Source organism: Corynebacterium sp. HMSC05H05 (assembly GCF_001807265.1).
Taxonomy (GTDB): domain Bacteria; phylum Actinomycetota; class Actinomycetes; order Mycobacteriales; family Mycobacteriaceae; genus Corynebacterium.
This window is the reverse complement of record NZ_KV788403.1, coordinates 39963-64276: the sequence shown is the minus strand read 5'-3', so window position 1 is coordinate 64276 and position 24314 is coordinate 39963. Positions and strand designations below refer to the sequence as shown.

At 66.9% G+C, this 24314-nt stretch carries 25 protein-coding genes; 10 read left to right on the top strand and 15 right to left on the bottom strand.

The window, feature by feature from the left end; translation table 11 throughout:
- The first annotated feature begins 54 nt into the window (after positions 1–54).
- The gene (gene glgA / locus HMPREF3151_RS08415) at positions 55–1212 is read left to right on the top strand and encodes a glycogen synthase (protein ID WP_070475090.1); all 1158 of its coding nucleotides are present in this window, start codon (positions 55–57) and stop codon (positions 1210–1212) included.
- Positions 1209–2609, top strand: a complete 1401-nt coding sequence (locus tag HMPREF3151_RS08410) for a GH32 C-terminal domain-containing protein (protein WP_070475089.1) — start codon at positions 1209–1211, stop codon at positions 2607–2609. Before glgA ends, HMPREF3151_RS08410 begins: the two co-directional genes overlap by 4 nt.
- A gap of 64 nt (positions 2610–2673) precedes the next feature.
- Here HMPREF3151_RS08410 and HMPREF3151_RS08405 read toward each other — a convergent pair whose 3' ends face one another.
- The 7 genes from HMPREF3151_RS08405 to dapE are packed head-to-tail and all read right to left on the bottom strand — an operon-like array spanning position 2674 to position 7506.
- Positions 2674–3537, bottom strand: a complete 864-nt coding sequence (locus HMPREF3151_RS08405) for a class I SAM-dependent methyltransferase (protein ID WP_070475088.1) — start codon at positions 3535–3537, stop codon at positions 2674–2676.
- Between the two features lie 26 nt (positions 3538–3563).
- Positions 3564–3734, bottom strand: coding sequence for a DUF3117 domain-containing protein (locus HMPREF3151_RS08400; RefSeq protein ID WP_070475087.1), 171 nt, complete (start codon positions 3732–3734; stop codon positions 3564–3566).
- A 15-nt stretch (positions 3735–3749) separates the two neighbouring features.
- Positions 3750–4058, bottom strand: a complete 309-nt coding sequence (locus HMPREF3151_RS08395; RefSeq protein WP_070475086.1) for a hypothetical protein — start codon at positions 4056–4058, stop codon at positions 3750–3752.
- A 10-nt stretch (positions 4059–4068) separates the two neighbouring features.
- Complete coding sequence (locus HMPREF3151_RS08390) at positions 4069–4785, bottom strand: glucosyl-3-phosphoglycerate synthase (protein WP_070475085.1); 717 nt, start codon at positions 4783–4785, stop codon at positions 4069–4071.
- Complete coding sequence (gene folP, locus HMPREF3151_RS08385; protein WP_070475084.1) at positions 4782–5633, bottom strand: dihydropteroate synthase; 852 nt, start codon at positions 5631–5633, stop codon at positions 4782–4784. The genes HMPREF3151_RS08390 and folP overlap by 4 nt, the downstream gene beginning before the upstream one ends.
- Positions 5626–6411, bottom strand: a complete 786-nt coding sequence (locus HMPREF3151_RS08380; RefSeq protein ID WP_070475083.1) for an LOG family protein — start codon at positions 6409–6411, stop codon at positions 5626–5628. Before HMPREF3151_RS08380 ends, folP begins: the two co-directional genes overlap by 8 nt.
- Positions 6412–6414: 3 nt before the next feature.
- Complete coding sequence (dapE, locus tag HMPREF3151_RS08375) at positions 6415–7506, bottom strand: succinyl-diaminopimelate desuccinylase (protein WP_070475082.1); 1092 nt, start codon at positions 7504–7506, stop codon at positions 6415–6417.
- A gap of 29 nt (positions 7507–7535) precedes the next feature.
- On the opposite strand from dapE, the gene HMPREF3151_RS08370 reads away from it, so the two are divergent.
- From HMPREF3151_RS08370 to HMPREF3151_RS08350, 5 genes are all read left to right on the top strand, one after another.
- Positions 7536–8456, top strand: a complete 921-nt coding sequence (locus HMPREF3151_RS08370; RefSeq protein ID WP_070475081.1) for a 2,3,4,5-tetrahydropyridine-2,6-dicarboxylate N-succinyltransferase — start codon at positions 7536–7538, stop codon at positions 8454–8456.
- A 70-nt stretch (positions 8457–8526) separates the two neighbouring features.
- Positions 8527–9915 (top strand): amino acid permease, encoded by a 1389-nt coding sequence (locus HMPREF3151_RS08365; protein WP_070475080.1) that lies wholly within the window; start codon positions 8527–8529, stop codon positions 9913–9915.
- Positions 9915–11279: an amino acid permease gene (locus tag HMPREF3151_RS08360; protein ID WP_070475079.1), complete on the top strand. Its 1365-nt coding sequence runs from the start codon at positions 9915–9917 to the stop codon at positions 11277–11279. Before HMPREF3151_RS08365 ends, HMPREF3151_RS08360 begins: the two co-directional genes overlap by 1 nt.
- Before the next feature lie 5 nt (positions 11280–11284).
- The gene (gene dapD / locus HMPREF3151_RS08355) at positions 11285–12259 is read left to right on the top strand and encodes a 2,3,4,5-tetrahydropyridine-2,6-dicarboxylate N-succinyltransferase (RefSeq protein WP_070475078.1); all 975 of its coding nucleotides are present in this window, start codon (positions 11285–11287) and stop codon (positions 12257–12259) included.
- A 4-nt stretch (positions 12260–12263) separates the two neighbouring features.
- The gene (locus HMPREF3151_RS08350; protein ID WP_070475077.1) at positions 12264–12794 is read left to right on the top strand and encodes a GNAT family N-acetyltransferase; all 531 of its coding nucleotides are present in this window, start codon (positions 12264–12266) and stop codon (positions 12792–12794) included.
- Here the strand turns inward: HMPREF3151_RS08350 and HMPREF3151_RS08345 are convergent.
- The 8 genes from HMPREF3151_RS08345 to typA form a co-directional block, all read right to left on the bottom strand.
- Positions 12737–13825 (bottom strand): HNH endonuclease signature motif containing protein, encoded by a 1089-nt coding sequence (locus HMPREF3151_RS08345; protein WP_083290263.1) that lies wholly within the window; start codon positions 13823–13825, stop codon positions 12737–12739. The genes HMPREF3151_RS08350 and HMPREF3151_RS08345 overlap by 58 nt on opposite strands.
- Before the next feature lie 87 nt (positions 13826–13912).
- Positions 13913–14476, bottom strand: a complete 564-nt coding sequence (locus HMPREF3151_RS08340) for a GtrA family protein (protein WP_246815242.1) — start codon at positions 14474–14476, stop codon at positions 13913–13915.
- Between the two features lie 60 nt (positions 14477–14536).
- The gene (gene dapC / locus HMPREF3151_RS08335) at positions 14537–15637 is read right to left on the bottom strand and encodes a succinyldiaminopimelate transaminase (RefSeq protein ID WP_070475075.1); all 1101 of its coding nucleotides are present in this window, start codon (positions 15635–15637) and stop codon (positions 14537–14539) included.
- Positions 15638–15641: 4 nt separating this feature from the next.
- A complete protein-coding gene (gene fdxA / locus HMPREF3151_RS08330) occupies positions 15642–15965 on the bottom strand; it encodes a ferredoxin (protein ID WP_070421608.1) in 324 nt (107 codons plus the stop codon).
- Between the two features lie 13 nt (positions 15966–15978).
- Positions 15979–16302, bottom strand: coding sequence for a hypothetical protein (locus HMPREF3151_RS08325; RefSeq protein WP_070475074.1), 324 nt, complete (start codon positions 16300–16302; stop codon positions 15979–15981).
- Positions 16299–17171, bottom strand: coding sequence for an N-acetyl-1-D-myo-inositol-2-amino-2-deoxy-alpha-D-glucopyranoside deacetylase (mshB, locus tag HMPREF3151_RS08320; protein ID WP_070475073.1), 873 nt, complete (start codon positions 17169–17171; stop codon positions 16299–16301). The genes HMPREF3151_RS08325 and mshB overlap by 4 nt, the downstream gene beginning before the upstream one ends.
- Positions 17168–18859 (bottom strand): ABC transporter family substrate-binding protein, encoded by a 1692-nt coding sequence (locus tag HMPREF3151_RS08315; protein ID WP_070475072.1) that lies wholly within the window; start codon positions 18857–18859, stop codon positions 17168–17170. Before HMPREF3151_RS08315 ends, mshB begins: the two co-directional genes overlap by 4 nt.
- Positions 18860–18870: 11 nt before the next feature.
- Positions 18871–20787: a translational GTPase TypA gene (gene typA / locus HMPREF3151_RS08310; RefSeq protein WP_070475071.1), complete on the bottom strand. Its 1917-nt coding sequence runs from the start codon at positions 20785–20787 to the stop codon at positions 18871–18873.
- A gap of 166 nt (positions 20788–20953) precedes the next feature.
- Here typA and HMPREF3151_RS08305 point away from each other — a divergent pair, with 166 nt between their 5' ends.
- The 3 genes from HMPREF3151_RS08305 (at position 20954) to HMPREF3151_RS08295 (ending at position 24246) form a co-directional block, all read left to right on the top strand.
- Positions 20954–21625, top strand: a complete 672-nt coding sequence (locus HMPREF3151_RS08305; protein ID WP_168160623.1) for an Rv1157c family protein — start codon at positions 20954–20956, stop codon at positions 21623–21625.
- A gap of 3 nt (positions 21626–21628) precedes the next feature.
- A complete protein-coding gene (locus tag HMPREF3151_RS08300) occupies positions 21629–22165 on the top strand; it encodes a ribonuclease FAU-1 family protein (protein WP_070475069.1) in 537 nt (178 codons plus the stop codon).
- Positions 22166–22539: 374 nt separating this feature from the next.
- A complete protein-coding gene (locus tag HMPREF3151_RS08295) occupies positions 22540–24246 on the top strand; it encodes an ABC transporter family substrate-binding protein (RefSeq protein ID WP_070475068.1) in 1707 nt (568 codons plus the stop codon).
- The last annotated feature ends 68 nt before the right edge of the window (positions 24247–24314 follow it).

Here is a 24314-nt window from a genome sequence, read left to right as displayed (position 1 = left end):
ATGAGAATTTCGGGCCCCTGCAGGGAATCGCGCGCGTAAGTAGGCTCGGCGGTCATGAAAGTCGGAATGTTCACCCGCGAATACCCACCGGAGGTTTACGGCGGCGCCGGCGTCCACGTCACCGAGCTGACGCGCTTCATGCGCGACATCGTCGACGTGGACGTGCACTGCATGGGCGCACCCCGTGACGCGGAAGGCGTCTTTGTCCACGGCGTCGACCCCGCGCTGGAACACGCCAACGGGGCCATCAAGACACTGTCCACCGGCCTGCGCATGGCGGATGCCGCCGACGGGCTGGACGTGGTGCACTCCCACACCTGGTACGCCGGGCTCGGCGGGCACCTGGCCGGCCAGCTGCACGAAATCCCCCACGTGGTCACCGCCCACTCGCTTGAGCCGGACCGCCCCTGGAAGCGCGAGCAGCTCGGCGGCGGCTACAACGTCTCCTCCTGGTCGGAGAAGAACGCCTTCGAATACGCCGATGCGGTCATTGCGGTCTCCGCCGGCATGAAGGAGGCCGTTCTGCGGGCGTACCCGCGTATCGACGAAGCTAAAGTCCACACCGTCCTAAACGGCATCGACCCGGAAAAGTGGTACCCCGATTCCGGCACCATCGCCGAGGAACTAGGCGTGGACCCAGACAAGCCCGTCGTTGCGTTCGTCGGGCGCATCACCCGCCAAAAGGGCGTGGCCCACCTACTCAAGGCGGCCCAAGCCTTCGACGAGGACATCCAGCTCATCCTGTGTGCCGGGGCCCCGGACACCGAAGAGATTGCGGCGGAGACCGAAGGACTCGTCGAAAAGCTCAAGGCCTCCCGCGACGGGGTGTTCTGGATCCAAGAAATGATGCCCGCGGAGAAGGTGCGCGAGGTGTACTCGCTTGCGGACGTGTTCGTGTGCCCGTCCATCTACGAGCCGCTCGGCATAGTCAACCTCGAAGCGATGGCGTGCGAGACCGCCGTGGTAGCCTCGCGCGTCGGCGGCATCCCGGAGGTCGTCGTCGACGGCGAAACCGGCGTGCTGGTGGACTACGACGCCAACGACACCGCAGGCTTCGAGCACGCGCTGGCCGAAGCCGTCAACGCCGTCGCAGGCGATACCCAGCGCGCCGCCACCATGGGCGCGGCCGGGCTGGCGAGGGCCAAAACCGACTTTTCCTGGGCAACCATTGCGCAAGAGACCGTAGAGATTTACAAGGGGCTGATGAGATGACCGTTTACCGTCCGGAACTGCACGTCACCGCCGAGCGCGGCATCCTCGAAGGCCCCGCCGGCATCTACCGCACCGGAGCCGCGGGTGAGCGCGTGTGGAACATGTTCTACCAGTACCGCCCCACCCCCGACGCGCCCAGCCGCTGGGGCCACCAGCAAAGCGAAGAAGACGCCTTCAGCTGGGTGGACTGCAACGACGTCATCGTGCCCGTCGGCGGCGAAATCGCTGTGCGCGCCGGCAGCGTCGTCCCCGCCGGCGACGGTGTGGACCTCTACTTCACCTCCGCCACCGCCGCCGGCAACACCATCCAGGTGGCGCACGTGCCGCACGTCGACGAGCTATGCGCAGACCTCGACGACGATGCCGACCTCGATGTCTCCGGCGCCGCGTCCCGCCTCGGCGCCGTCGTTGAAGACGTCGCCGGCGTGAGCAACTTCCGCTCCCCCTGCGTCGTGCCCGACTGGGACGCCGACGCCGACCGCGACGACGCCCACGACGGCTGGCTCATGCTCGCCGTCTCCGGGCCCGAAACCGCACCGAAGCCCGTCGTGCTCACCTCCGACGACGGCCGCGACTGGAAACTCGAAGGCGTCCTCGACTTCGAAGGCGACACCGGCTTCGACCTCGACGCCTCCCTGGTCGCCCCCCGCATCGTGCGCCTACGCGACGAAGTGGACGGCCAGATCCGCGACGTGCTGTTTGTCACCCTCGAACGCGACGGCAAAGACACCGCCGTCTACGCCGTCGGCGAGCTGCACGGCCACACCTTCCGCGTGGACACCCCGTTCACCATCGTGGACCACGGCCACGACTTCACCCGCCCCCGCAACACCACCTACAACCTGGTCGAGACGGCGAAGCTGTACGAGCGCGCCTACCTCTACGGGTTCATGACCAACACCGACCGCGCCGGCGACCCCACCCGCGAGCCCAACTGGGATGCCGAAGGCTGGGCCAACGCGCTGACCCTGCCGCGCCGCGTCACCCTCCAAGGCGGCCGCCTCTACCAGGTGCCCGCCCCGGGCCTTCCGGACGCAGTGGACAGCACCGACCGCGCCCGCATGTGGGCCGGGCTGTGCGAGGTCGCGCCGGGCTCCTCCGTTGTCGTGGAAATCCTCGACGGCAACGGCGAACCGGGCGTGGTGGTCACCCACTCCGGCGACCAGCTCACCCTCGACCGCCTGGACGGCTCCCCCGCCAGCGCCGAGCTCAACGACGACGACGAGGACAACATCACCGTCATCGTCGACGGCTCCACCGTCGAGGTCTACGCCGGCGGCGGCAGCGTGGTCATGTCCTCGCGCGTGTGGCTCGACGGCGCCTGCTCCGGCATCCGCACCCGCGCCCACGACGGCGCGGTGATCCACTCCGAGTGGCGCCGCGGCTACGTGCGCTAACTGCCTATCGACGCAAAACTGCCGCCCTTCCACGTGGATGGGCGGCAGTTTTGCGTCGTGAAGCTTAGGCCTTGCGCATGCGGATCAGCTGCGCACGCGCGGTGACCCGCATCTGCTCCGGCAGCTCCGCCAGGCGGGCCTGAAGCGTGTCCCGGTCCAGGTGGCGCGCCGACGGGCTCATGCCCACCTGGGCGGCGATGGCGTCGCGCTCGAGCAGCATGGGGAACTCGATGAGCTCAGGATCCGCGGCCGGGGTCAAGTGGCCCTCGGACTGGGCGATGAGGCGCTCGACCTTGCCCTCCTCGACGCCGAGAATGCCCAGCGGCTCGCGCAGCTCGTCCAAGTGCCCCTGGTCGGCGACGAGCATGACGGCCTCGCCGCCGTCCACAAGCACGCGCGCGAACTCCGCCGGGTTGCGCGGCGCGAACACCACCGCCAGCGCGTGGACGGAACCGGTGCGGACAGGCAGCTGCTCCCACACGTCCGCCACCACAGCCCCCACGCGCGGGTGCGCCTTGGCCAGGTGCTTCGCCGCCGGAACGGACACGTCCAGGCCGACGCCGCGCGCGCCTTCGATCAGGTCCAGGGTGTGGGCCAGGTAGTAGCCGGTGCCGGCGCCGGCCTCCATGATCACCGGGTTATCGGCGTCGCCGGCGGCGCGCTCGACAACGTCGGCTAGCGCGTCGGAGACGGCCTCCACGAACGGCGCGAAGTGGCCGTTGGACAAAAACGTCTCGCGGGAGTTGACCATCTCCAGCGAATCACCCTCGTGCCCGATGCCCTTACCGGCGGCGAGGGTGACGTAGCCCTGCTTGGCCACGTCATAAGAATGCCCCGATTCGGAGACGAGACGGGAAAAGTCGTCTTCGCCCCGAAGCGGGGTCAGGTCTGCCGGGTCGGCGAGCACGTCCACAATGTCGTTGAGCATGTGGCGATACTACCGCGTTCGGCGCGTTAGGCCTCTGCGGCCTCCGTGAGCAGTCGGCCGAGCTCGCCGGCCTCCTCCTTGGACAGCTCCACCACGAGGCGGCCACCGCCGTCGGACGGGATACGCATCACGATCTTGCGGGACTCCTCCACCGCTTCCATCGGGCCACTGCCGGTACGCGGCTTCATTGCTGCCATTCGTCTACGCTCCTTTTACTTCGCGATAGTTGACGTAGACGATTCTACCCGAGCTTCCTGCCTCTCGACGGGCCCAAGGTTGCCGCCGGCCAACTGCTCCAGCAGCGCATCCACCTGATCCATGCGGTAGCCGCGGTGCACCACCTCGAGCTGAATGTCGCCGAAGTTGCCCTCCTCCACGGCGCGGCGGTTGGCCTCCTTGACGTCGGCGGTCGGAGGCATCGGCGGCTGCGCCTCGCCGCGGCCGAAGACGGAGGCGAACACGCGCACACCGATGATGCTCAGCAGCACGAGGATGAGGATTAGCACGATCCAGGAAAGCATGACGGTTAGTTTAACCGTCCACCCAGGCGGGGCGCTCGCGGACCTGGATTCCGCCCACCCCTGCGCGCCCCAGGATGGTGCGCGAGACCACGTCCGCCATCGGCCCCAGCTGGGTCAGCGGGCGGTTGCGGTGCTCGCGTGGGCTCAGCTCAGCTTCAGCGATGGAGGTGGGTGTGTGGGCCGAGGCGACGTCGATGAGCAGGCCTGCCTCGACGCCGTAGCCGGCGACGAACGGGAGGCGAAGCGCGGTGTCACGCCGGATGGCGTACTCGCCGGCGAGCGGCTGGCGGATGTGCGCAAGCTGCGGAAACAGGGCGCGCAACAGCGGCTTGGCGGTCAGCTCGGTGACGCGGCCGCCGGCGCGGGCGCGCTCATAGGAGGCCTTGACCAGGTGGACGCTGTCGTCGCGCAACGGTTCGGCGAGCGCGTCGACCCACCACGGCTCCAGCGAGGTCACGTCCGCGTCCACGAACACCACCACATCGCCGGTGGCCGCTTTGACGCCGCGCCACAGCGCCTCGCCCTTGCCCTCCCACGGCTCGCGGGGGTCCACCTCGCGCCACGGCACCACCTTCGCACCTGCGTCGGCTGCGCGCTTGGCGGTGTCGTCGGTGGAGTCGGGGTCGATCACCAGCACCTCGTTGGCATTCGATGCCAAACACTTCTCGACGACCCCCGCCACCGTCTCCTGCTCATTCAACGCAGGGATGACCACGCTGACCCTCACGCGAGCCCCCGCACGGTGTGGAGCGGAGCCATCCCGCCCTGGATCGCGGCGGTCATGCGGATCACATCCAGCGTGGCTGCGACCTCGTGCACGCGGAAGGCCGCGACACCGCGCGCGGCCGCCCACGCAGTGGCGGCGAGTGTGCCGGGGACGCGCTCAGTGATGTCCGCGCCGTTGAGCCCGCGGTTGAGGGTCTCGCCGACGAAGTCCTTGTTCGACAGCGCCATCAGCACCGGCCAGCCCGTGGCCACCAGCTCGTCCACGCGGCGCAGAAGCTCGAGTCCGTGGTAGGTGTTCTTGCCAAAGTCGTGGGTGGGGTCGATGAAGATGCGCTCCTCCGGCACGCCCAGCGACGCGGCCCGCTCGGCCAGCGCGGTGGTCTCGGCGATGACGTCGGCGACCACGTCGTCGTAATGCACGCGGTGCGGGCGGGTGCGCGGCGTAATCCCGCCGGTGTGGGAGCAGACGTAGCCCACCCGGTGGTGGCCGGCAACCTCCACCAGCTCCGGGTCGAAGCCGGCCCAGGTGTCGTTGATCAGGTCCGCGCCGGCTTCGATCGCGGCCTCGGCAACCGGCGCGCGCCAGGTGTCCACGCTCAACGTCACGTCCGGGTGGCGCCCGCGCGCGGCAGCAATCAGCGGCACGACGCGGTCGATCTCCTCGGCCACGTCCACGTCGTCGCCAGGCCCGGCCTTGACGCCGCCGATGTCGATGATGCTGGCGCCGGCGGACACGGCGCCGTCGATACGCAAAAGTGCTTTTTCGGAGGCGAATGTCGCGCCCTTGTCGTAGAACGAGTCGGGCGTGCGGTTGACAATCGCCATCACCTCGGCGAGCGGCTTAGTCATCCTTGAGGCGCTGATCCGTCATCACCTTGTGCGTGTCCACGATGTGCGCCACCGCCTCGTCGACGGAGTCGGTGACCAAAAACAGCTTCTCGTCGCCCGGCGAAATCAGACCGCGGCCCAGCAGCTGCTCCTCGATCCACGACACCAGCCCCGACCAGAACTCGGTGCCCATCAGCACGATCGGGAAGTTGGTGACCTTGCCGGTTTGCACCATGCACAGCACCTCGAAGACCTCGTCCATCGTGCCGAAGCCTCCCGGCAGGGCGATAAACGCCTGCGAGTACTTCAAAAACATGGTCTTGCGGGCGAAGAAGTACCGGAAGTTTAAGCCCAGATCCACCCAGTCGTTCAGGCCCTGCTCGAACGGCAGCTCGATGCCCAGGCCCACCGACAGGCCGTCGGCGTTGTGCGCGCCGCGGTTCGGCCCCTCCATCAGCCCCGGGCCGCCGCCGGTGATCACCGCGTAACCGGCCGCCACCAGCGCCTTGCCCACGTCGTAGGACAACTGGTACTCGTCCGTGCCCTCCCCCAGGCGCGCCGAGCCAAACACCGTGACGGCCTTCGGCATCTCGCTGAGCGCGTCGAAGCCGGCGACGAACTCGCTCTGGATGCGCATCACGCGCCACGGGTCCTCGTGGCGCCACTGACTGTCCGCGTGCCCGAACGCCTCAAGCAGGCGCTGGTCGAACGTGGACGTCTGGTGGTCCGAGCCACGCAACGCGATCGGGCCGCGCAACTTCCGGTCGCGCTCCGGGCGGGGGATGTTCAGCGGGGCCATTAACTACTCGCTTTCGTTGACGCTCAGATACGACAGCAGCTGCTCGAAGACCTGCGTGATCTGGTCCGTCGGGCACTGCTCGTCCTTCTTGTGGGCAAAACCGGGGTCTCCGGGGCCGAAGTTGACCGCGGGAACTCCCAGGCTAGAAAAGCGCGCCACGTCCGTCCATCCGAACTTCGCGCGGAAATTCCCGCCCACAGCCTTGACCAGGCCGGCGGCCACGGGGTCGCCCAGGCCGGGAAGGGCGGCCGGGGAGATGTCGTCGTAGGTGAGCGTGAGCCCGTCCTCAAGCGAAAGCGCTTCCTCGAGGTGCGCCTTGGCGTCCTCGACGGAGCGGTCCGGCGCGTAGCGGAAGTTCACGATCAACCGCGCGTGGTCCGGGATGGTGTTGGTGGCCACAAACCCCTCCAGCCCCACCACGTTGAGGCCCTCGCGGTACTCGCAGCCGTCGATGTCCACGGCGCGCGGTTCGTAGGCGGCGATGCGCGTGAGCACGCCGGCCAGATCGTGCGCCGCATTGTGGCCGAGCCAGCTGCGGGCGGAGTGCGCACGGGTACCTGCCGCGTCCACGAACACGCGGATGGAGCCCTGGCAGCCGGCCTCGATGATGCCGCCGGACGGCTCGCCGAGCAGCGCGATGTCACCTTCAAGCCACTCCGGGTGATCGCGCTCCAAGTGGAACAGACCGTTGTACTCCTGGGCGACCTCCTCGCCCTCGTAGGCGATCACGGTCAGGTCGTGGGCGGCTTTGCCCGGCTCCGCCAGGCGCGCGAATGCGGCCAGATAGCAGGCCATGCCGGACTTCATGTCGACGGACCCGCAGCCGTGGAGGGTGCCGTCGAGAAGCTTGTGTGGCGTGTTGTCCGCGAGCGGGACGGTGTCGATGTGCCCGGCCAGGACCACCCTTGAACCCAGGCGGAAGTTCGTGCGCGCCACCACCGTGTTGCCGAAGCGCGCAACCTCCGCGTGCTCGAGGCCGCGCAGCGCGCTTTCGACGGCGTCCGCGATCGCCTCCTCATGGTGCGAGGGCGACTCGATGTCCACGAGCGCCACAGAAAGTTCGATTGGGTCGGCGAAGAGATCTAAGGAAGTCACACGGCGATCCTACGTTTAGACTCGCAGCCATGTCTCAAGGAGCGCGCGCCGTCGGAATCGCCAACATCGCCATGAACGACACCGTGCTGGACACTTGGTTCCCGTCGCCGGAGCTATTGCCTATCGACGCCACCTCCGGCACCCACCGCGTCAGCGCCCACGAACTCACCCCGAAGTTTCTGAAACTTATTGGCGCGGACCACGACCGGCTGGTGGAACTCGTGCCGGTGCGCACCGTCATCGCGGACCTGGACGCGCCGCCCATCGACGCGCACGACGTGTTTCTGCGCCTGCACCTGTTGTCGCACCGCATGGTCGAGCCGCTGACGATCAACATGGACGGCGCACTGGACTTGTTGGAGCCGGTGGTGTGGACCAACAAAGGCCCGTGTTTGGCGGACAACTTCGAAACCGTGCGCACGAACCTGCGGGCGCGCGGGCTGATCCACGTCTACGGCATCGACCGGCTGCCGCGCATGGTCGACTACGTCGTGCCCTCCGGGGTCACCATCGCCGAGGCCGAGCGCGTGCGGCTCGGGGCGTACCTCGCCGAGGGGACATCCGTGATGCGCGAAGGCTACGTCTCCTACAACGCGGGCACGCTGGGCCCGGCGCGCCTCGAGGGACGTTTGTCGTCGTCCGTGGTGGTCGGCGGCGGGACCGACTTGTCGCTGTCGTCGGCGCTGATGGCGTCACGCGTCAGCGAACACGAACGCGCGCCGATGCGGGTCGGGCGGGACTGCCGGCTGCACCCCTCTGCCGGCGTGATCGGGGTGGACTTAGGCGACCGGTGCGAAATCGGCGTCGGTGTGATGCTCGAGCCGGAAACCATGGTCTTCGACGTCGAAGCCGGCGCACAGGTGCCCGCGCAGACGATTGCCGGGCGCGACGATCTGCGCATCGAACACGAGCCGTTTTCCACCTCACCGGTAGTGCGGCGGCGGGCGTGAGGCGTCGATGCGCACAAAATAGCGGAATATAATGCCATTGACGCAATAGCTTGCGTTTAAGGTGTTCGACATGTCGACACCAGTTTCCCCCGTCGCGGACTCCACCGCGCTCGCCCGAGGGCTGAAGACACGCCACCTGACCATGATGGGCCTCGGCTCCGCCATCGGCGCCGGCCTCTTCCTGGGCACCGGCGTGGGCATCGCAGCAGCCGGGCCGGCCGTGCTGATCGCGTACGTCATCGCCGGATTCATCACCGTCTGCTTCATGCAGATGCTCGCCGAAATGGTCGCTGCCAGGCCGTCCTCCGGCACCTTCTCCACCTACGCCGCCCAGGCATTCGGCCCATGGGCCGGGTTCACCATCGGCTGGCTGTACTGGTTCATGATGATCATGATCATGGCCGTGGAAATCACCGGCGCCTCCGCCATCGTCGCCGCCTGGTTCGGCATCTCGCCGTGGATCCCGGCGCTGGCGGCCATCGTGGCGTTTACCGTGGTCAACTTCTCCGCCGTGAAAAACTTCGGCGAGTTCGAGTTCTGGTTCGCCCTGATCAAGGTCGCCGTCATCGTCGCGTTTTTGATCATCGGCGTCGCGCTGTGGCTCGGCGTGCTGCCCGCCAGCGGGTTCGTGGGACTGAGCAACGTCAGCGAGGTCGGCTTCATGCCCAACGGCTGGTCCGGCGTGGCCACCGCACTGTTGGCCGTGGCATTCGCATTCGGCGGCATTGAGCTGGTCACCGTCGCCGCCGCCGAATCCGAGGACCCGCAGGCGGGCGTGCACTCCGCAATCCGCTCCATCATCTGGCGCATCTCCGTGTTCTACATCGGCTCCGTGCTGTTGATCGTGCTGCTGTTGCCTTTCGACCAAATCGGCGGAGCGGACTCCGCCGCCGACTCCCCCTTCACCGCCGTACTGGAGCTGGCCAACATCCCGGGCGCAGTCGGCATCATGGAAGCCGTCATCGTGGTGGCGCTGCTGTCCGCCTGCAACACCCAGATCTACGGCTCCTCCCGCTTCATGCAAAACCTCGCCGTGCGCGGCGACGCCCCCGCCTCCTTCGCCCGCACCGACGCCCGCGGCGTGCCCATGCGCGCCGTGATCGTCTCCGTCGCCTTCGGGTTCGCCGCCGTGGCCCTGCAGTACTGGAACCCTCCGGGGCTACTGGCGTTCTTACTCAACGCCGTCGGCGGCTGCCTGATCGTGCTGTGGATCGTCGTCGCCCTCTCGTTCGTGCGCTTGCACCCCAAGCTCGTCGCCACCGGCGAAATCACCGACGTGCGCATGTGGGCTCCCGCCGTCCTGCCCTGGGTGATGATCGGCCTTGCCGGCGGCGTGATTGCGCTCATGCTCGCCAACCCGGACGGGCGCTTCCAGATGCTCGCCGTCACCGTCGTCGTCGGCGTCATCGCCATCGCCGGCGCGATCCACCAAAACGTGCACAAGAATCGGGGCGCCTGATGGCCGGAGGAACGTCGACAAGCAACAGCGATCTCGGCTCCGGCCTGAAATCGCGCCACCTCACCCTCATGGGGCTCGGCACCGCCGTGGGCGCCGGGCTGTTCCTCGGCGTCGGCGTGGGCATCCGCGCCGCCGGGCCCGCGATCCTCATCGCATACGCCATTGCCGGGCTGATCGTCATCGCCGTGATGCGCATGCTCGGCGAAATGGCCGCCGCGCACCCCTCCTCCGGCTCATTTGCCACCTACGGGCGCATGGCGTTCGGCCACTGGGCCGGGTTTTTGCTCGGTTGGATCTACTACTTCCTGCTGATCATGGCGTGCGGCGCCGAACTCACAGGCGCCTCCGCCATGATGGCCGGCTGGTTCGGCGTGCCGCAATGGGTGCCCGGGCTTGTCGTCGTGGTCGTGCTCACCGCCGTGAACCTCGCACAAGTCAAGGGCTTCGGCGAGTTCGAGTACTGGTTCGCCATGATCAAAATCGCCGTCATCCTGGGCTTCCTAGTCATCGGCGCGCTGCTGTGGGCTGGGGTGCTGCCCGCCAGCAGCTTCGTCGGCTTCGAGCACGTGCGCGAATCCGGCTTCGCCCCCAACGGCATCGCAGGCATCGCCGCCGGGCTGCTTGCGGTGGCGTTCGCCTTCGGCGGCATCGAAGTGGTCACCATCGCCGCCGCCGAATCCGAAAACCCCTCCGACAACGTCAAGCGCGCCGTGAACTCGATTATCTGGCGCATCGCGCTGTTCTACATCGGCTCCGTCACCGTGATCATCCTGCTGCTGCCCTACGCCGCCATCGACGGCGCGGACTCCGCCGCAGACTCGCCGTTTACCGCCGTGTTGGAAATGGCCAACATTCCGGGCGCGGCCGGGCTCATGGAAGTCGTGATCGTGCTCGCGCTTTTGTCCGCGTTCAACGCGCAGATCTACGGCACCTCGCGCCTGGGCTACCAGCAGGCGCTCGAAGGCGACGCTCCTGCGTGGATGGCGCGCACCAACGCCGCAGGGGTACCGCGCAACTCCGTGCTCATCTCCGTGTTCTTCGCGTTCGTGGCCGTGGGGCTGCAGTGGTGGAACCCGCCGGGGATGATCGACTTCATCATGTCCGCCACCGGCGGCTGCCTCATCGTCACCTGGATCATGATCACTCTGAGCTTCATCAAGCTCCACCCGCGCATCCGCGCCTCCGCGGTGCGTGTGCGCGGCGCGTCGTGGGTGCCGTGGGTGACCCTGGCGGCGCTGCTGGGTCTGACGGTGCTCATGCTTTTCGACGACGCTTCGCGCTCCCAGGTCATCAGCGTCACCATCCTGTCGTTGATCCTGGTCGCCATGTCCTTCCTCACCCGCAACCGGGGTGCCGTAAGGTGACTGGCATGAATTCCCCAACTTCCGCGATTGCGCGCGGCGTCGCCACCATCACCCACGACGGCACCGTGCTTGACGTTTGGTACCCCGCCCCGTTAGTAGATGAGCCGGTTGAGGAAACCGGGACGCGTCGATTGGCAGAGCCCGACGCCCGCTTCGAAGAGCTCGTCGGCCCCGACGAGGCACGCGGCGTGGCACGCGTGGCAGTGGAAACCGCAATCAAAGACCTGGCGGAGCCGGCCGTGGACGCCTACGACGTCTACCTGCGCCTGCACCTGCTGTCGCACCGCCTGATCCGCCCCCACGGCGCCAACATGGACGGCGTGTTCGGCCTTCTGTCCAACGTGGTGTGGACCAACTACGGCCCCTGCGCCGTCTCCGACTTCCAGATGACGCGCGGCAAGCTTGCCGCCAAGGGCCCGGTCGTGGTGTTCTCCGTGGACAAGTTCCCGCGCATGGTCGACTACGTCGTGCCGTCTGGCGTGCGCATCGGCGACGCCGACCGCATCCGCCTCGGCGCCCACCTCGCCGAGGGCACCACCGTCATGCACGAGGGCTTCGTGAACTTCAACGCCGGAACGCTCGGCGCCTCCATGGTTGAGGGCCGCATCTCCGCCGGCGTTGTCGTCGGCGACGGCACCGACATCGGCGGCGGCGCATCCATCATGGGCACCCTGTCCGGCGGCGGCAAGGAAGTCATCTCGCTGGGCGAGCGCTGCCTCCTCGGCGCGAACGCCGGCGTGGGCATCTCGCTCGGCGACGACTGCATCGTCGAAGCCGGCCTCTACGTCACGGCCGGCACCAAGGTCGTGCTCACCGCGCCGGTGGCCGAAGCCCTGGGCAAGGAACCAGGCACCGAGATCAAGGCGCTCGAGCTCTCCGGCGCAAACGGCCTGCAGTTCCGCCGCAATTCCGTCACCGGCTCCGTCGAGGCCGTGCCCGCGAAGGGCATCGAGCTCAACGAAGCCCTGCACGCCAACTAACGCTGTGGTCCTCCACGACGCGGAGCTGACGCTGCTCCCCTGGAGCGACGTGAACACGCTGCCAGGGGTGCGCAGGGACATCATCGACACCAGCAACGACCCTGCGATGGTGCGCTGGACCACCGTGCCGCACCCCTACACCGGCGAGCACGCCGACGAATTCCTTGCCGGTGTGCCGGAGGGCGTCGAGCGGTGGGCGTATGTCCTTGACGGCCGCTTCGCCGGAAGCATCGAACTGCGCCCCGGCGGTGAGCTGGGCTACAGCACCGCACCGTGGGCCCGGGGCCGCGGCCTGACCACCCGGGCGCTGCGGCTCGTCGCCGCCCACGCGCTCGCCCGCGGACTGCAGCACCTGGAGCTACACATCGCCGTGGACAACGCCGCCTCGCGCCGCGCGGCCGAGAAAGCCGGATTCACATACGAGGACCTTCTCCCCGACCCGGTGCGTATCCGCGACCACGAGGACACGCTGGCCCGCTACGTGCTCCGCGCCCCCGATGCGGCGGAGCCGAACAGCACCTCCATCGCCCCGTAGGGGTGGTACCGGTTCGGCGCCGGGATCCCGTTGGGTGAAACCCATGTCGGGATCCCTTTGATCCGTTTCACGCTGCCGCGGCGGTTGGCGTGCGAGGCGATGTCGTGGTTGACCTGGTTGTGGTAGCGGCACACCGGCACGAGGTTGCGCATGTTCGTCTCACCTCCTTCGGCCCACGACTGCATGTGGTGGATCTCGCAGGCGTCGGAGCCGTGGCGACAGCCCGGCCACGGGCACACCGTCAGCGTCATCCGCGCGAGGTCGCGCTGCTTTTCGTTGGCGTAGCGCTGCGTGTTGTACAGGTTCAACGCACCTTCGGTCGGGTGGAATAGGGCGACTTCCGCCAGCTCGGGCTCCGATGCCAGGTATTCGGCGCCGGTGATGGTCGTGCCGTCGGTGAGTCCAAGGATTACATCGTCTCCATCGCCGGAGAGGATCTGCACGTGCTGGTCCAGCCCCACCACCACAAATGGGCGGCGCACGGCAAAGGGTATGCCTCCGCCGCATCCCCGAACGAGATCGAGGAATCGTCGGAGCATTTGCGGCCCTGTCGGCTTAGTCGGGTCAAGGCCCTCGCGCAGGTAGGCCTCGATGTCGGCGGCGTCGTGCTCGTCGGCAGTGATGTGGATGGAGCGCCGGCCGTGCACGGACCGTCCGAACCTGACCTGCAGCTTCGGCTTTGTCCGGGCGGGTTTGAGGATGAGTCGGTCGGCCTTGGCTTTCAGCTCGTGGTGGGTGGAAAACTTTTCCAGCAGCTTGCGGCGCACGCGCCACCGCTCGGCTTCGTTCGGGATCTTTTTCAGCCGGTCTTCGATGTAGACCAGCTGGCTCAGCGGGAACTCTTCGGCGGCCTTTCTCGCGAGGCGTTGGTGTTTGGTCCACCTCGTGGGGCCAAAGTAGACCGTGTGGATCGCTTCCCACTTGCTAGCCAGGTTCGGTATCACGCCGGCGGCGATGGCGGCGCGCTTGTCAAAGCCTTCAAGCACGCGGATGGTCGGTTGTGTGTTCAGAAACTCTTGGAATGGTGTCATGGCAGACAAGCTATGACCGCGCAAGCCCCAAATCTAGACCCCGACGAAAATGTGGATAACTTTTCCTGAGAATTTCACAATCCCCAGCTAGACGGCAGATTTTAGCTTTCCGAAGGTCCAGAATTTGTTGATGATGAAGTTCACCGGCATGGCAATGAACGTCGAGATGGCTAGCGCCCAGTAGGACTTGGTGCGCAGCCCGGTGGAGTCGTCGAAGATGTGGTCCGGCAGGCCGATCGGCGTGGTGGGGTTCATCAAAAGCGTCATGCACGTCAGCGACACCGCGAACGCGAGCGCGCCGGTGCCCAAGAACGGGAAGAAGCCGCGCAGCCAGGAGCGTCCGTGCACGCCACGGAAGGTCCAGGAGCGATTGAGCTGGTAGTTCCAGGTGTTGGCCAGCACGAACGCCAGGGTGTACATGACGTGGTACCAGCGCACGTTCCAGCGAGTGGCGCCGAGTTGCATGACCACGTCGTTGGCGTGGAGGTCAAGGCCGTTCTCCAGGGCTTTGTTGGCCAGGTAGAACACGACGAAGTTGACCAGCACGCCGGAGCCGCCGACGATGCCGAAGCGCAGGAATTGGCGCAGCCCGGCAACGAATCGCACCGCGGTGCTCCCGCCGGCTGGTGCAGCGGCGTGCTCGTGCGTCACGGACAACCTCCTCGGAAATGTACGCAAAACTTACGTAAGTGTAGTCCCGGGAGGTCGAAGTTAAGAAACCAGGCGCTTGGCGGCTTCAGCGATGCGTTCGTCTGTGGCGGTCAGTGAGATGCGCACGTGGTTCGCGCCGGCGGGCCCGTAGAAGTGGCCGGGGGCTGCGAGGATGCCGCGCTCTGCGAGCCAGTCCAGGGTTTCGCGGGAGCTCATTGCTTCTCGACGGCACCAAAGGTACAACCCGGCATCAGAGTCGTCGATAGTAAAGCCTGCTTCAGGCAGCGCCTTCATGAGCTCGACGCGGCGCATCGCGTAAGTGGAGCGCTGCATTTCCTCGTGCATGTCGTCGCCGAGCGCTGCGACCATGGCCGCCTGAATGGGGCCAGGCACGATGAGGCCGGAGTGCTTGCGCACCAGCAGCAGCTCCTGCACCAGCGCTTCGTCGCCGGAGATGGTGCCGGCGCGGTACGACGCCAGGTTGGATGTCTTCGACAGCGAGTGCAGGGCGAGCAGCCCGGTGTTGTCGCCGCCGGTGACGGACGGGTGCAGGATGGACACCGGCTCGGCGGACCAGCCGAGATAGAGGTAGCACTCGTCGGAGGCGATGATCGCGCCCGTGTCGCGGGAGAAATCCACCCAGGCGCGCAGCTGCTCTACCGAGAGCACTCCGCCGGTCGGGTTCGACGGGGAGTTGACGAAGACAAGCGCAGCGTCGCGGGGTGCGGCCGCGGGGTCGTCGCAACGCACGACGTCGCAGTCGGCCATGAGCGCGCCGACCTCGTAGGTGGGGTACGCAACCTCCGGGATGACCACCTTCGCACCGCGCAGGCCCAGCAGCGTGGGCAGCCACGCCACGGCCTCCTTCAGGCCGATCATGGGCAGCACGGACTTGTCATTCAGCCCGGCGATGCCGAAGCGACGCTCGAGCGAGGAGACGATCGTGGCGCGCAGTTCGGGCGTGCCGGCGGTCTGCGGGTAGCCGGGTGCTGCGGCGGCCTCGGTCAGCGCGAGCTGGATCGACGGCGCGACCGGGTCGACGGGGCCACCGACAGATAGGTCGATCAGCCCGCCTTCGTGCGCGGCGGCGCGCTCGCGCACGTCCGCGATGGTGTCCCAGGGAAAGTCCGGCAGCCGCGATCCGAGTGGAGTGCGAGCCAAGGGCCTAGTCCTGGTTCTGCGGCGGCAGGGCGGCCACGAACGGGTGGTCGAAGTCCTGCGGGCCGGTCTTGGCGGCGCCGCCCGGGGAGCCGAGCTCGTCGAAGAAGCCGACGTTGGCGTCGTAGTATTCGCTCCACTCGTCGGGAGTGTCGTCCTCGTAGAAAATGGCCTCGACCGGGCATGCCGGCTCGCAGGCGCCGCAGTCGACGCACTCGTCGGGGTGGATGTAGAGCATGCGCTTGCCCTCGTAGATGCAGTCGACGGGGCACTCTTCAACGCAGCCGCGGTCCATGACATCGACGCACGGTTGAGCAATCACGTAAGTCATGGCAAACAGTATGTCACTTCCGCCGAAGCATGGGCCAAACGCCACCCGCTATTCCGGCAACGAATAGCACCAAGGACCAGCCGGTTGGCGGGAGAACGGCCAGTGAAATGAAAAACGCGCATCCCCACACGCTCAGCGGCGCGAGCGCCCAGGTGTCCGACCACAGTCGTGCCGTTTTCGTCAGCACCGCGTTGAACAGCAGCGCCACAACCACCCAGATCCAGTTGAGGTAGACCACCTCCAGCACGAGCGAGACCAGCGCGCCGACGCTGAGCCACACCAGTCCGGCGATCGCCTCGCCCCGGGAGAAGTCGTCGCGCACTGCGGGTCGTGTCATCGCGCGATCCCGGTGAGCAGCGAAGCACCGTCGTCAAGCGGAAGCCCCGCGCCCAACTGGTAGTGCTCGACGCGCTGGATCGGCTGGATGATCAGGTTGGACAGCGCGTAGTACACCACCGGGCCGGCGGCGAGCGCGGCGTGGGGGTTGACGTCGGTGGTGCGCCCGTCCGCGATCCACAGCTGGGTGGCGTGCGCGCGCATCGCCTCGACCTTGGCGCTGTAGGCAGCGTTGTTGAGCTCGACGCGGACGTCGGAGGATTCCACGCCGTCGAGCTCGCCGTCGTCGGGCAGGCGCCAGCCCGCGGGTGCTTCGGCGGGCATGAGTGCGGCGGTCTCCTCGGCCAGGCGCACCGCCCATAAAATGCGCGGCACCTCCACGCGCTCGGCGGCGGCATGCGTGATCTCGTGGGCGCGGATGTGGTCCGGGTGCCCGTAGCCGCCGTCGGGGCCGTAGGTGAGCACCAGGTGCGGCTTTTCCGCTTCGAAGATGGCAGCAAGCTTCTCGACGGCCACGTCCCCCGAATTCACAAACGCCCGCGGATTCTTACTCGCGGGCGATCCCGCCATGCCGGAGTCGCGGAAGAAACCGGCGCCGCCGAGGAACTGCCCGCGCGCGCCGATCGCGTCCAGGGAACGCTGCAGCTCCTGGATACGGAAGCCGCCGAGCTGGTCCGCCTCGTCCGCGACCAGGTACTGGTAGGGCTCGCCGATGACCTCGCCTTCTTCCCCGAGGGTGCAGGTGACCACCAGCACGTCCGCGCCGCGGGCGGACAGGTCCGCGAGTGCGCCGGCGGTGGTGATCGCCTCATCGTCTGGGTGGGCGTGCACGGCCACAACGCGGTAGCCGGAAAGGTCTCGAACAGTCATGGAACCTCCTGAATCTTTGTTCGCCGCTTCACTGTATCGGCCAGTTTCCACGCGCCCGCAGACGACAGCCCGCCGGGCCACTGCCCAGGCTGCGTGCCTGCGGCGCGCACCCCGCCAGCGGTGGCAGCCAGACGGGTTTCTCGCAGAAGGGGCACCCAGAGTGCTTCCCGGTGCTCGACCGCCGCGACGCGGTCGGCGGCGATGTCGGGCGGGACCTCTCCAGCGAGGATGGCGGCGGCAAGCTCGTCACCGGCAGCTGTACAGAAACCCGCGAGGTTTCCGGCGCGGCCGTTCTCCGGCGGGCAGGCGATGCGGCCAGCGAGGGTGCTGGCGGGAGTCTCCGCGGAATCGCCGTCGTTGCGCCAATGCACCACGACGTCCACCTCGCCGGATGGGAGGCTGCGCGCGGCAATGGCGGGCAGCTCGTTGGCCACGATGCGGGCGGGCACACCGGCGTTGTTCAAAACGTCGACAAGCGAACGCGCGGCGGCGGTGGCGGCCGGATCCGCGGCATCGGCGGCGACCCGCAACACTTTGCCGTCCGCGGCGAGGGCGTGCAGCAGCGCCAGCGAGCCAGGCTCGTTCGGTGCGGCGGCGTCCACGTTGGTGCTGCGGCGGGCGGCGATGTGGGCGAGCAGGGGGACGTCGATAAGCGAACGCACCTCGGCACGCGCCTGCGGCGAAAGCCCGCTGGTGGCGGAAAGCGTCACGCCGAGGGTGCGGGTGCCCGGGAACGTGCGGGTGTCCACGTCCGGGATCAACCCGAGGACATCCGCGGTGGTGTCCTGCGGGACCATGTCCACGAACGCGAGCTGGCCACTGCGCAGCTGGTCCGCCACCTGGGTGGTGTCGCGCGCCGCGGAGAGAGTGAGGATGTCAATCGGCGCAGGGTCAGGGCCCCAGAACCTGTCGTTGCGGTTCAGCGTGACGGTGCCGTGTGCGCGGTCCACGCTGCGCACGAGGTAGCGGCCGGCGGAGGCCGGGACGGTATTGCGCAACGCGTACGCGAAATCGGCGGCGTCGGCGGCAAGCAGATGCGACGGCAAAAGGTGGCGGAACAGCACACGCCAGTCCCCCACCTGCTGGGCGAAATCCACGTCCACGACCTTGCCGCCGGGCCCGCCGACGCGCACATTCGACACTGCCCGGTATGCGGCCGGGTCCACCACACCGGCGGTGTGTGTCATTCCGCGCCACAAGTAGAGGAAATCCGAGCCGGTGATCGGGGTGCCGTCGGACCACTGCGCGTTCGGGGCGATGACGTAGCGGACTGTGAACGCGGCCGGGGACGTCGGCAGCACCGACGCCCCGACGAGCAGGTTCGGGTCCTTGGTGCCGTCTGCCTGGAATGCGCTGGGCAGGACAAGGTCGGCGATGCCGCGCACGACGGCGGACTCGTCGCCGACCAAGTGCGGGTTGAACCCCGCGCGCACAGGGTCGATGCCGATTTGGGCTTGCGGGCGGCCACTAGCAGGCTCGTTGTTGTCGTCTTGTTCGTCGGCGTGGTCGTTATCTGCTTTGTCTGCGTCGTTGCTGTCGGCATCGTGCTCCGAAGCGGCGTCGGAACGGTCCTCCGGCTCCACCAGTGGCGGCGGGCCCGGGTTGGCCGCGCAGGACGCTGCGAGGCAGAGCACGGAAAGCGCCGCCGCAGCACGGGTGGCTGGGCGGCGCGTTCTACTTAGGTGCATGGAAGAACAGGCTAGCTGTTCTTCTGCTTCGCGCGGGAGCGGGCGCGGCCGCGCTCGGTGGCGTTGAGGATGATCTTGCGCACGCGCATCGCCTCCGGGGCGACCTCGACGCACTCGTCGTCGTCGCAGAACTCGATGGCCTCGTCCAGCGAGAGGGTGCGGGCCTTCTGCAGCGTGACGGTGGCGTCCGCGGTGGCGGAGCGCATGTTGGTCAGCTTCTTTTCCTTGGTGATGTTGATGTCCATGTCCTCGTCGCGGGAGTTCGCGCCGACGACCATGCCCTCGTACGTTTCTGCGCCCGGCTCGACGAAGAAGTCGCCGCGGTCTGCCAACTGCTGCAGGGCGTATGCGGTGACCTGGCCGGAGCGGTCGGCGACCAGGGAGCCGGTCGGGCGTCCCTTGATCTCGCCCGCCCACGGGCGGTGCTCGATGGAGTAGGAGTTGGCGATGCCGGCGCCGCGGGTCTCGGTGAGGAAGGTGGTGCGGAAGCCGATCAGGCCTCGCGACGGCACGTCGAACTCCATGCGCACCCACTCGCCCGAGCCGGCGTTGCCCATCGACGTCATCTGGCCCTTGCGGTTGGCCATCAGCTGGGTGACAGCGCCCTGGTGCTCGGCGGGCACGTCGATGATCATGTGGTCGTACGGCTCGTAGGTCTTGCCGTCGACCTCCTTGGTCACCACCTGCGGCTTGCCCACGGTCAGCTCGAAGCCTTCGCGACGCATCGTCTCGATGAGCACGGTCAGTGCCATCTCGCCGCGGCCCTGCACCTCCCATGCGTCCGGACGCTCGGTGGGCAGCACCTTGATGGAAACGTTGCCGATCAGTTCCTGGTCCAGGCGGGCCTTGACCATGCGGGCGGTGAGCTTGTCGCCGCCGTTGCGGCCGGCCATCGGGGAGGTGTTCACGCCGATGGTCATGGAGATCGCCGGGTCGTCGATGGCGATGCGCGGCAGCGGCTCGACGTTCTCCGGGTCGCAGAGGGTGTCGCCGATCATGATGTCCTCGACGCCGGAGATGGCGGCGATGTCGCCCGCGACCACGTCGCCGGTGGCCGGGACGCGGTCCAGCCCCTCGGTGACCAGAAGCTCCGCAACCTTGACGTTCTTGACCTGCTGGTTGCCTTCGGAGTCGTAGTGGACCCACGCGACATTCTGGCCCTTCTTCACGGCGCCCTTGTACACGCGGATCAGCGCGATACGGCCGAGGAAGGAGGAGGAGTCCAGGTTGGTCACCTGCGCCTGGAACGGCGCGTCGATCTCGGCGGACGGCTCCGGCAGCACGTCGTAGATGACGTCGAACAGCGGCTGCAGGTCCTCGTTGTCCGGAAGGTTGCCGTTGCCCGGGTTCTCCAGGGAGGCGCGGCCCGCGCGGCCGGAGGTGTAGAGCACCGGCAGCTCGAGCAGATTCTCGGCAGCCTCGGCGGCCTCCGGGTCCTCCAGGCCGGCGCCGAGCTCGAGGAGCAGGTCCTGGGCTTCCTCGACAACCTCGTCGATGCGGGCGTCCGGGCGGTCGGTCTTGTTCACACAGATGATGACCGGCTTCTTGGCCTCGAGTGCCTTGCCGAGGACGAAGCGGGTTTGCGGCAGCGGGCCTTCGGATGCGTCGATAAGCAAAACGACGCCGTCGACCATGGACAGGCCGCGCTCGACCTCGCCGCCGAAGTCGGCGTGGCCCGGGGTGTCAATGACGTTGATGACCAGATCCGCGCCGTCTTTGCCCTTGCCGGCGCGGCGGATGGCGGTGTTCTTGGCCAAAATGGTGATGCCGCGCTCGGACTCGAGCTCGCCGGAGTCCATCACGCGGTCGCCGTGTTCGCCGTGGTCGCCGAACACGCCGGACTGCTCCAGCATAGCGTTGACCAGGGTGGTTTTACCGTGGTCGACGTGGGCGACGATGGCTACGTTGCGAAATTCAGGGTGCGACACAGAGATAGGTCCTTTGCGTTGGCGGAAATAACGCCTAAACGATACTCCCGCCTGCGCCCAATCGCATTATCCCGCCCGCCACCCGGAGCTCGTGGGCGCGCAGGATTTGCACAGCTTTTTAGCAATTCCGCTTGACGTTGTTACGGATGTGACTAATGTGGCGCAAGTGCACAACTATCTTTCACTTTCCCGGACCGTCGTTGCGGCGGCGTGCGCTGCCGGTTTGTTGGTGACCGGTGGCGTCGCTAAGCACACTGCTTCTGCGCAGTCCTCGTTCCTCGACCCGCTGGGCCGGCCCACACCCGAAACCGTCGCGCGCGTCAACGCGTTTGCAGACCAGCCTTACGTCCCGCAAAACGTTGGCAACGCGCTACGCACCGCAGTGCAGTTCTACGCGGGCGGCGACGAAATCGGCGGCCCGCCCCTGCCTGACGACGCCCCACGGTTCACCCAGTTCTACTGGCCCACCGTCTCCGGCAACTGCATCGGCGACGGCCTCCACTCCACCGCTTCCGCGATCGCGGTACCCGGCCCGGCCGAGTCGCCCGCCCCAGGAGCAAAGGCGGGCCAGACCACCTTCGTCTTCACCGCACTCGGCACCCCGGCGGCAGCGAAAGAGCAGGACGGTATGAAGGTGTACTGGATCAACCTGGGCAATTTCCGCACCGGCGTAACGCCGTTGGGCAATAACGGGATTAACCCAACAGGACCGGCCACCTTGTCCGCGACCGCGGACACGGGCTCCGGGCGGGTTCTGGCAGTCGTTGACGGGAGTGTGCGCACCGTCGACAAGAGCTGCCCCTTTGCACCGACCGCCGCATCTATAGACGTGAGGTAACCCATGGCCGCCGATCTGCACCCCGTGAAGCAGGAGACGTTCGACACCGCAGCGAACATCAACACCGACCCAAAAGGGTTCTTGCGAGAGGTGGACACGTTCCGCGTCACCGACTTCGGCCTGTACATGGGCCGCGGCGCCGACCACCCGGAGTTCGGCTACCTGGAGAGCTGGCTGCTGCCGGAGCTTGGGCTGCGGGCAAACATCTTCCACTGGCGCGAAGGCGCCGGGTACGAGCATGACTTCTACTTCGATATCGCCGACATCGACGTCGACGGTGAGGTGTGGCGCACCCGCGACCTGTACGTGGACCTGGTGTCACTAACCGGCAACCCGATCGACGTGCTGGACATCGACGAGCTCGCCGCCGCCACCTCCGCCGGCTACATCACCGCCGAGGACGCCGAGAAGGCTATCGACGTCACGCTGACCGCCGTTGAAGGCATCACGCGCCACGGCGACGACGCGATGGAGTGGCTGCGCGCCCAAGGTATCGAGCTGACGTGGGCCGACAATGTGGAGCTGACCCCGGTCGGGTAATTAACCTCCCGTTCACCCCACCCGCTTCCCCAGCGGGTGGGGTTTTTACATTCCATGAATACCATTCACATTTTCTATAGTTTGGCAGCTTCCACGACCTGTGTCACCTACACAGATTGACGTGCCGTTTTGTCAGATCATTCGGGTTTGCTGGAAAACCACTGGGCATAAAACGCAAAATACTTCCCCAAAACAATGTGAACTAGGTGACAAGTACGGTAGGTTGTGTTCAACCTGATTCACGTCGTGTTTACCGAAGGGTGCTGTACGAACCGTGTGCAGGGGCCGCCGGAAATTCCACCGGCACCATTGCCCGCCTTGGGCAACCGTCGCAAAGCAATCTGCGGACGGACGACCTACGAAAGGAACTGACCATGAGCAAACGCCTCCGTGTCGCGGCTCTCGCCGGCCTCTCCTCCATCTCCCTCGTCCTCGCCTCCTGCTCCTCGGACGGAAACTCCGAGGGCACAGCCGCAGGTGGCGGCCAGGACACAGCAAACACCCAGGCCGAGACCTCCGGCGACAACGGCGAACAGCTCGAAGTCAACGCCGCGGGCGACTACAACCCGCTGGAGCGCGACCAGATCCAGGACGGCGGCGAGCTCACCCTCTCGATCACCGAGATCGCCGAGCAACAGAACCTGTTCCACGCCAACATGAACCTGTACACCCGTTCGCTGTGGACGAAGTACAATCCGGTGCTTTCGCTTTTCGACGGTGACGGCACCTACCACCCGAACCCGGCGTACCTCACCGACGTCAAGGACGAGACCGTCGACGGCAAGACCGTGGTCACCTACACCATCAACCCGGAGGCCAACTACAACGACGGCACCCCGATCGATTGGACCGCCTACGAAAACACCTGGAAGTTCAACAACGGCTCCAACCCGGAGGTGCAGGTCAACTCCACCGACGGCTACGAGCTGATCGAATCCGTTGAGCGCGGCGCAGACGACAAGCAGGCAGTGATCACCTTCAAGCAGGCGTACCCGTGGTGGGAGGGCCTCTTCGACTCCCTGGTCCCGCCGCAGGTCAAGGATGCCGACACCTTCATGAACGCCTACCTCAAGCAGGTCCACCCCGAGTGGGGCGCAGGCCCGTTCAAGGTGGAAAACGTCGACTTCGAAGGCGGCACAGCATCCTTCGTGCCCAACGAGAACTGGTGGGGCGAGAAGCCGAAGCTGGACAAGATCACCTACCGCCAGATGGAGGACCAGGCATCCCTGAACGCCTTCCGCGCAGGTGAGCTCGACGCCACCGGCGTTGGCACCCGCGACCGCCTGGCCACCGCGAAGGAAATGGGCGATGCAGTGGAGATCCGCACGGCACTGCGTCCGTCCACCTTCCTGATGACCATCAACTCCACCGCACCGGGCCTGGAAGACATCAAGGTGCGCGAAGCGATCATGCGCGGCATCGACCGCGAACAGCTCGCCGCGATCCGCTTCCAGGGCCTGGGCTACACCGAGGACCTGCCGGGCTCGTTTAACCTCTTCCAGACCCAGGACGGCTACGAGGACAACTTCGGCGAGGCTGTCCAGTACGACCCGGAAAAGGCCAAGGAGCTGCTGAAGGAGGCCGGCTACGACGAGGCGAACCCGCTGTCCGTCCGCTACGTCACCCTCGGCGACTCGCCGATGGTGCAGGCCACCACCTCCGCCCTGCAGGCGATGCTGCGCAACATCGGCATCGACGTCCAGGTTGAGGAGCGTCCGAGCTCCGACTTCTCCAAGGTCACCGCTGAGCGCGACTTCGACCTGTTCATGTCCGGCTTCAGCTCCTCCGACCCGTTCGGTGTCGCCTACTTCGGCCAGATCTACGCATCCGATTCCGAGCTGAACAAGTCCGGCACCGGCACGCCGGAGATGGACAAGCAGATCGAAGAGCTGCAGCAGATCCCGGAAGCTGAAGAGCAGATCAAGCGCGCCAACGAGCTGGAGAAGGAAGCCCTGCAGCAGTTCGGCATCATGCCGTACGCGAACGGCCCCGAGATCGTGGCCGTGAAGAAGGGCCTGGCCAACTACGGCGCCGCGTCCTTCGCGGTCCTGCCGATCGAGAACGTGGGCTGGGCGAAGTAGCTTTCCCCACCTTCTACCTGGTGAAACACCCGAGATGAGTGTGAGCCCGCCCAGCGTGAGCACTGGGC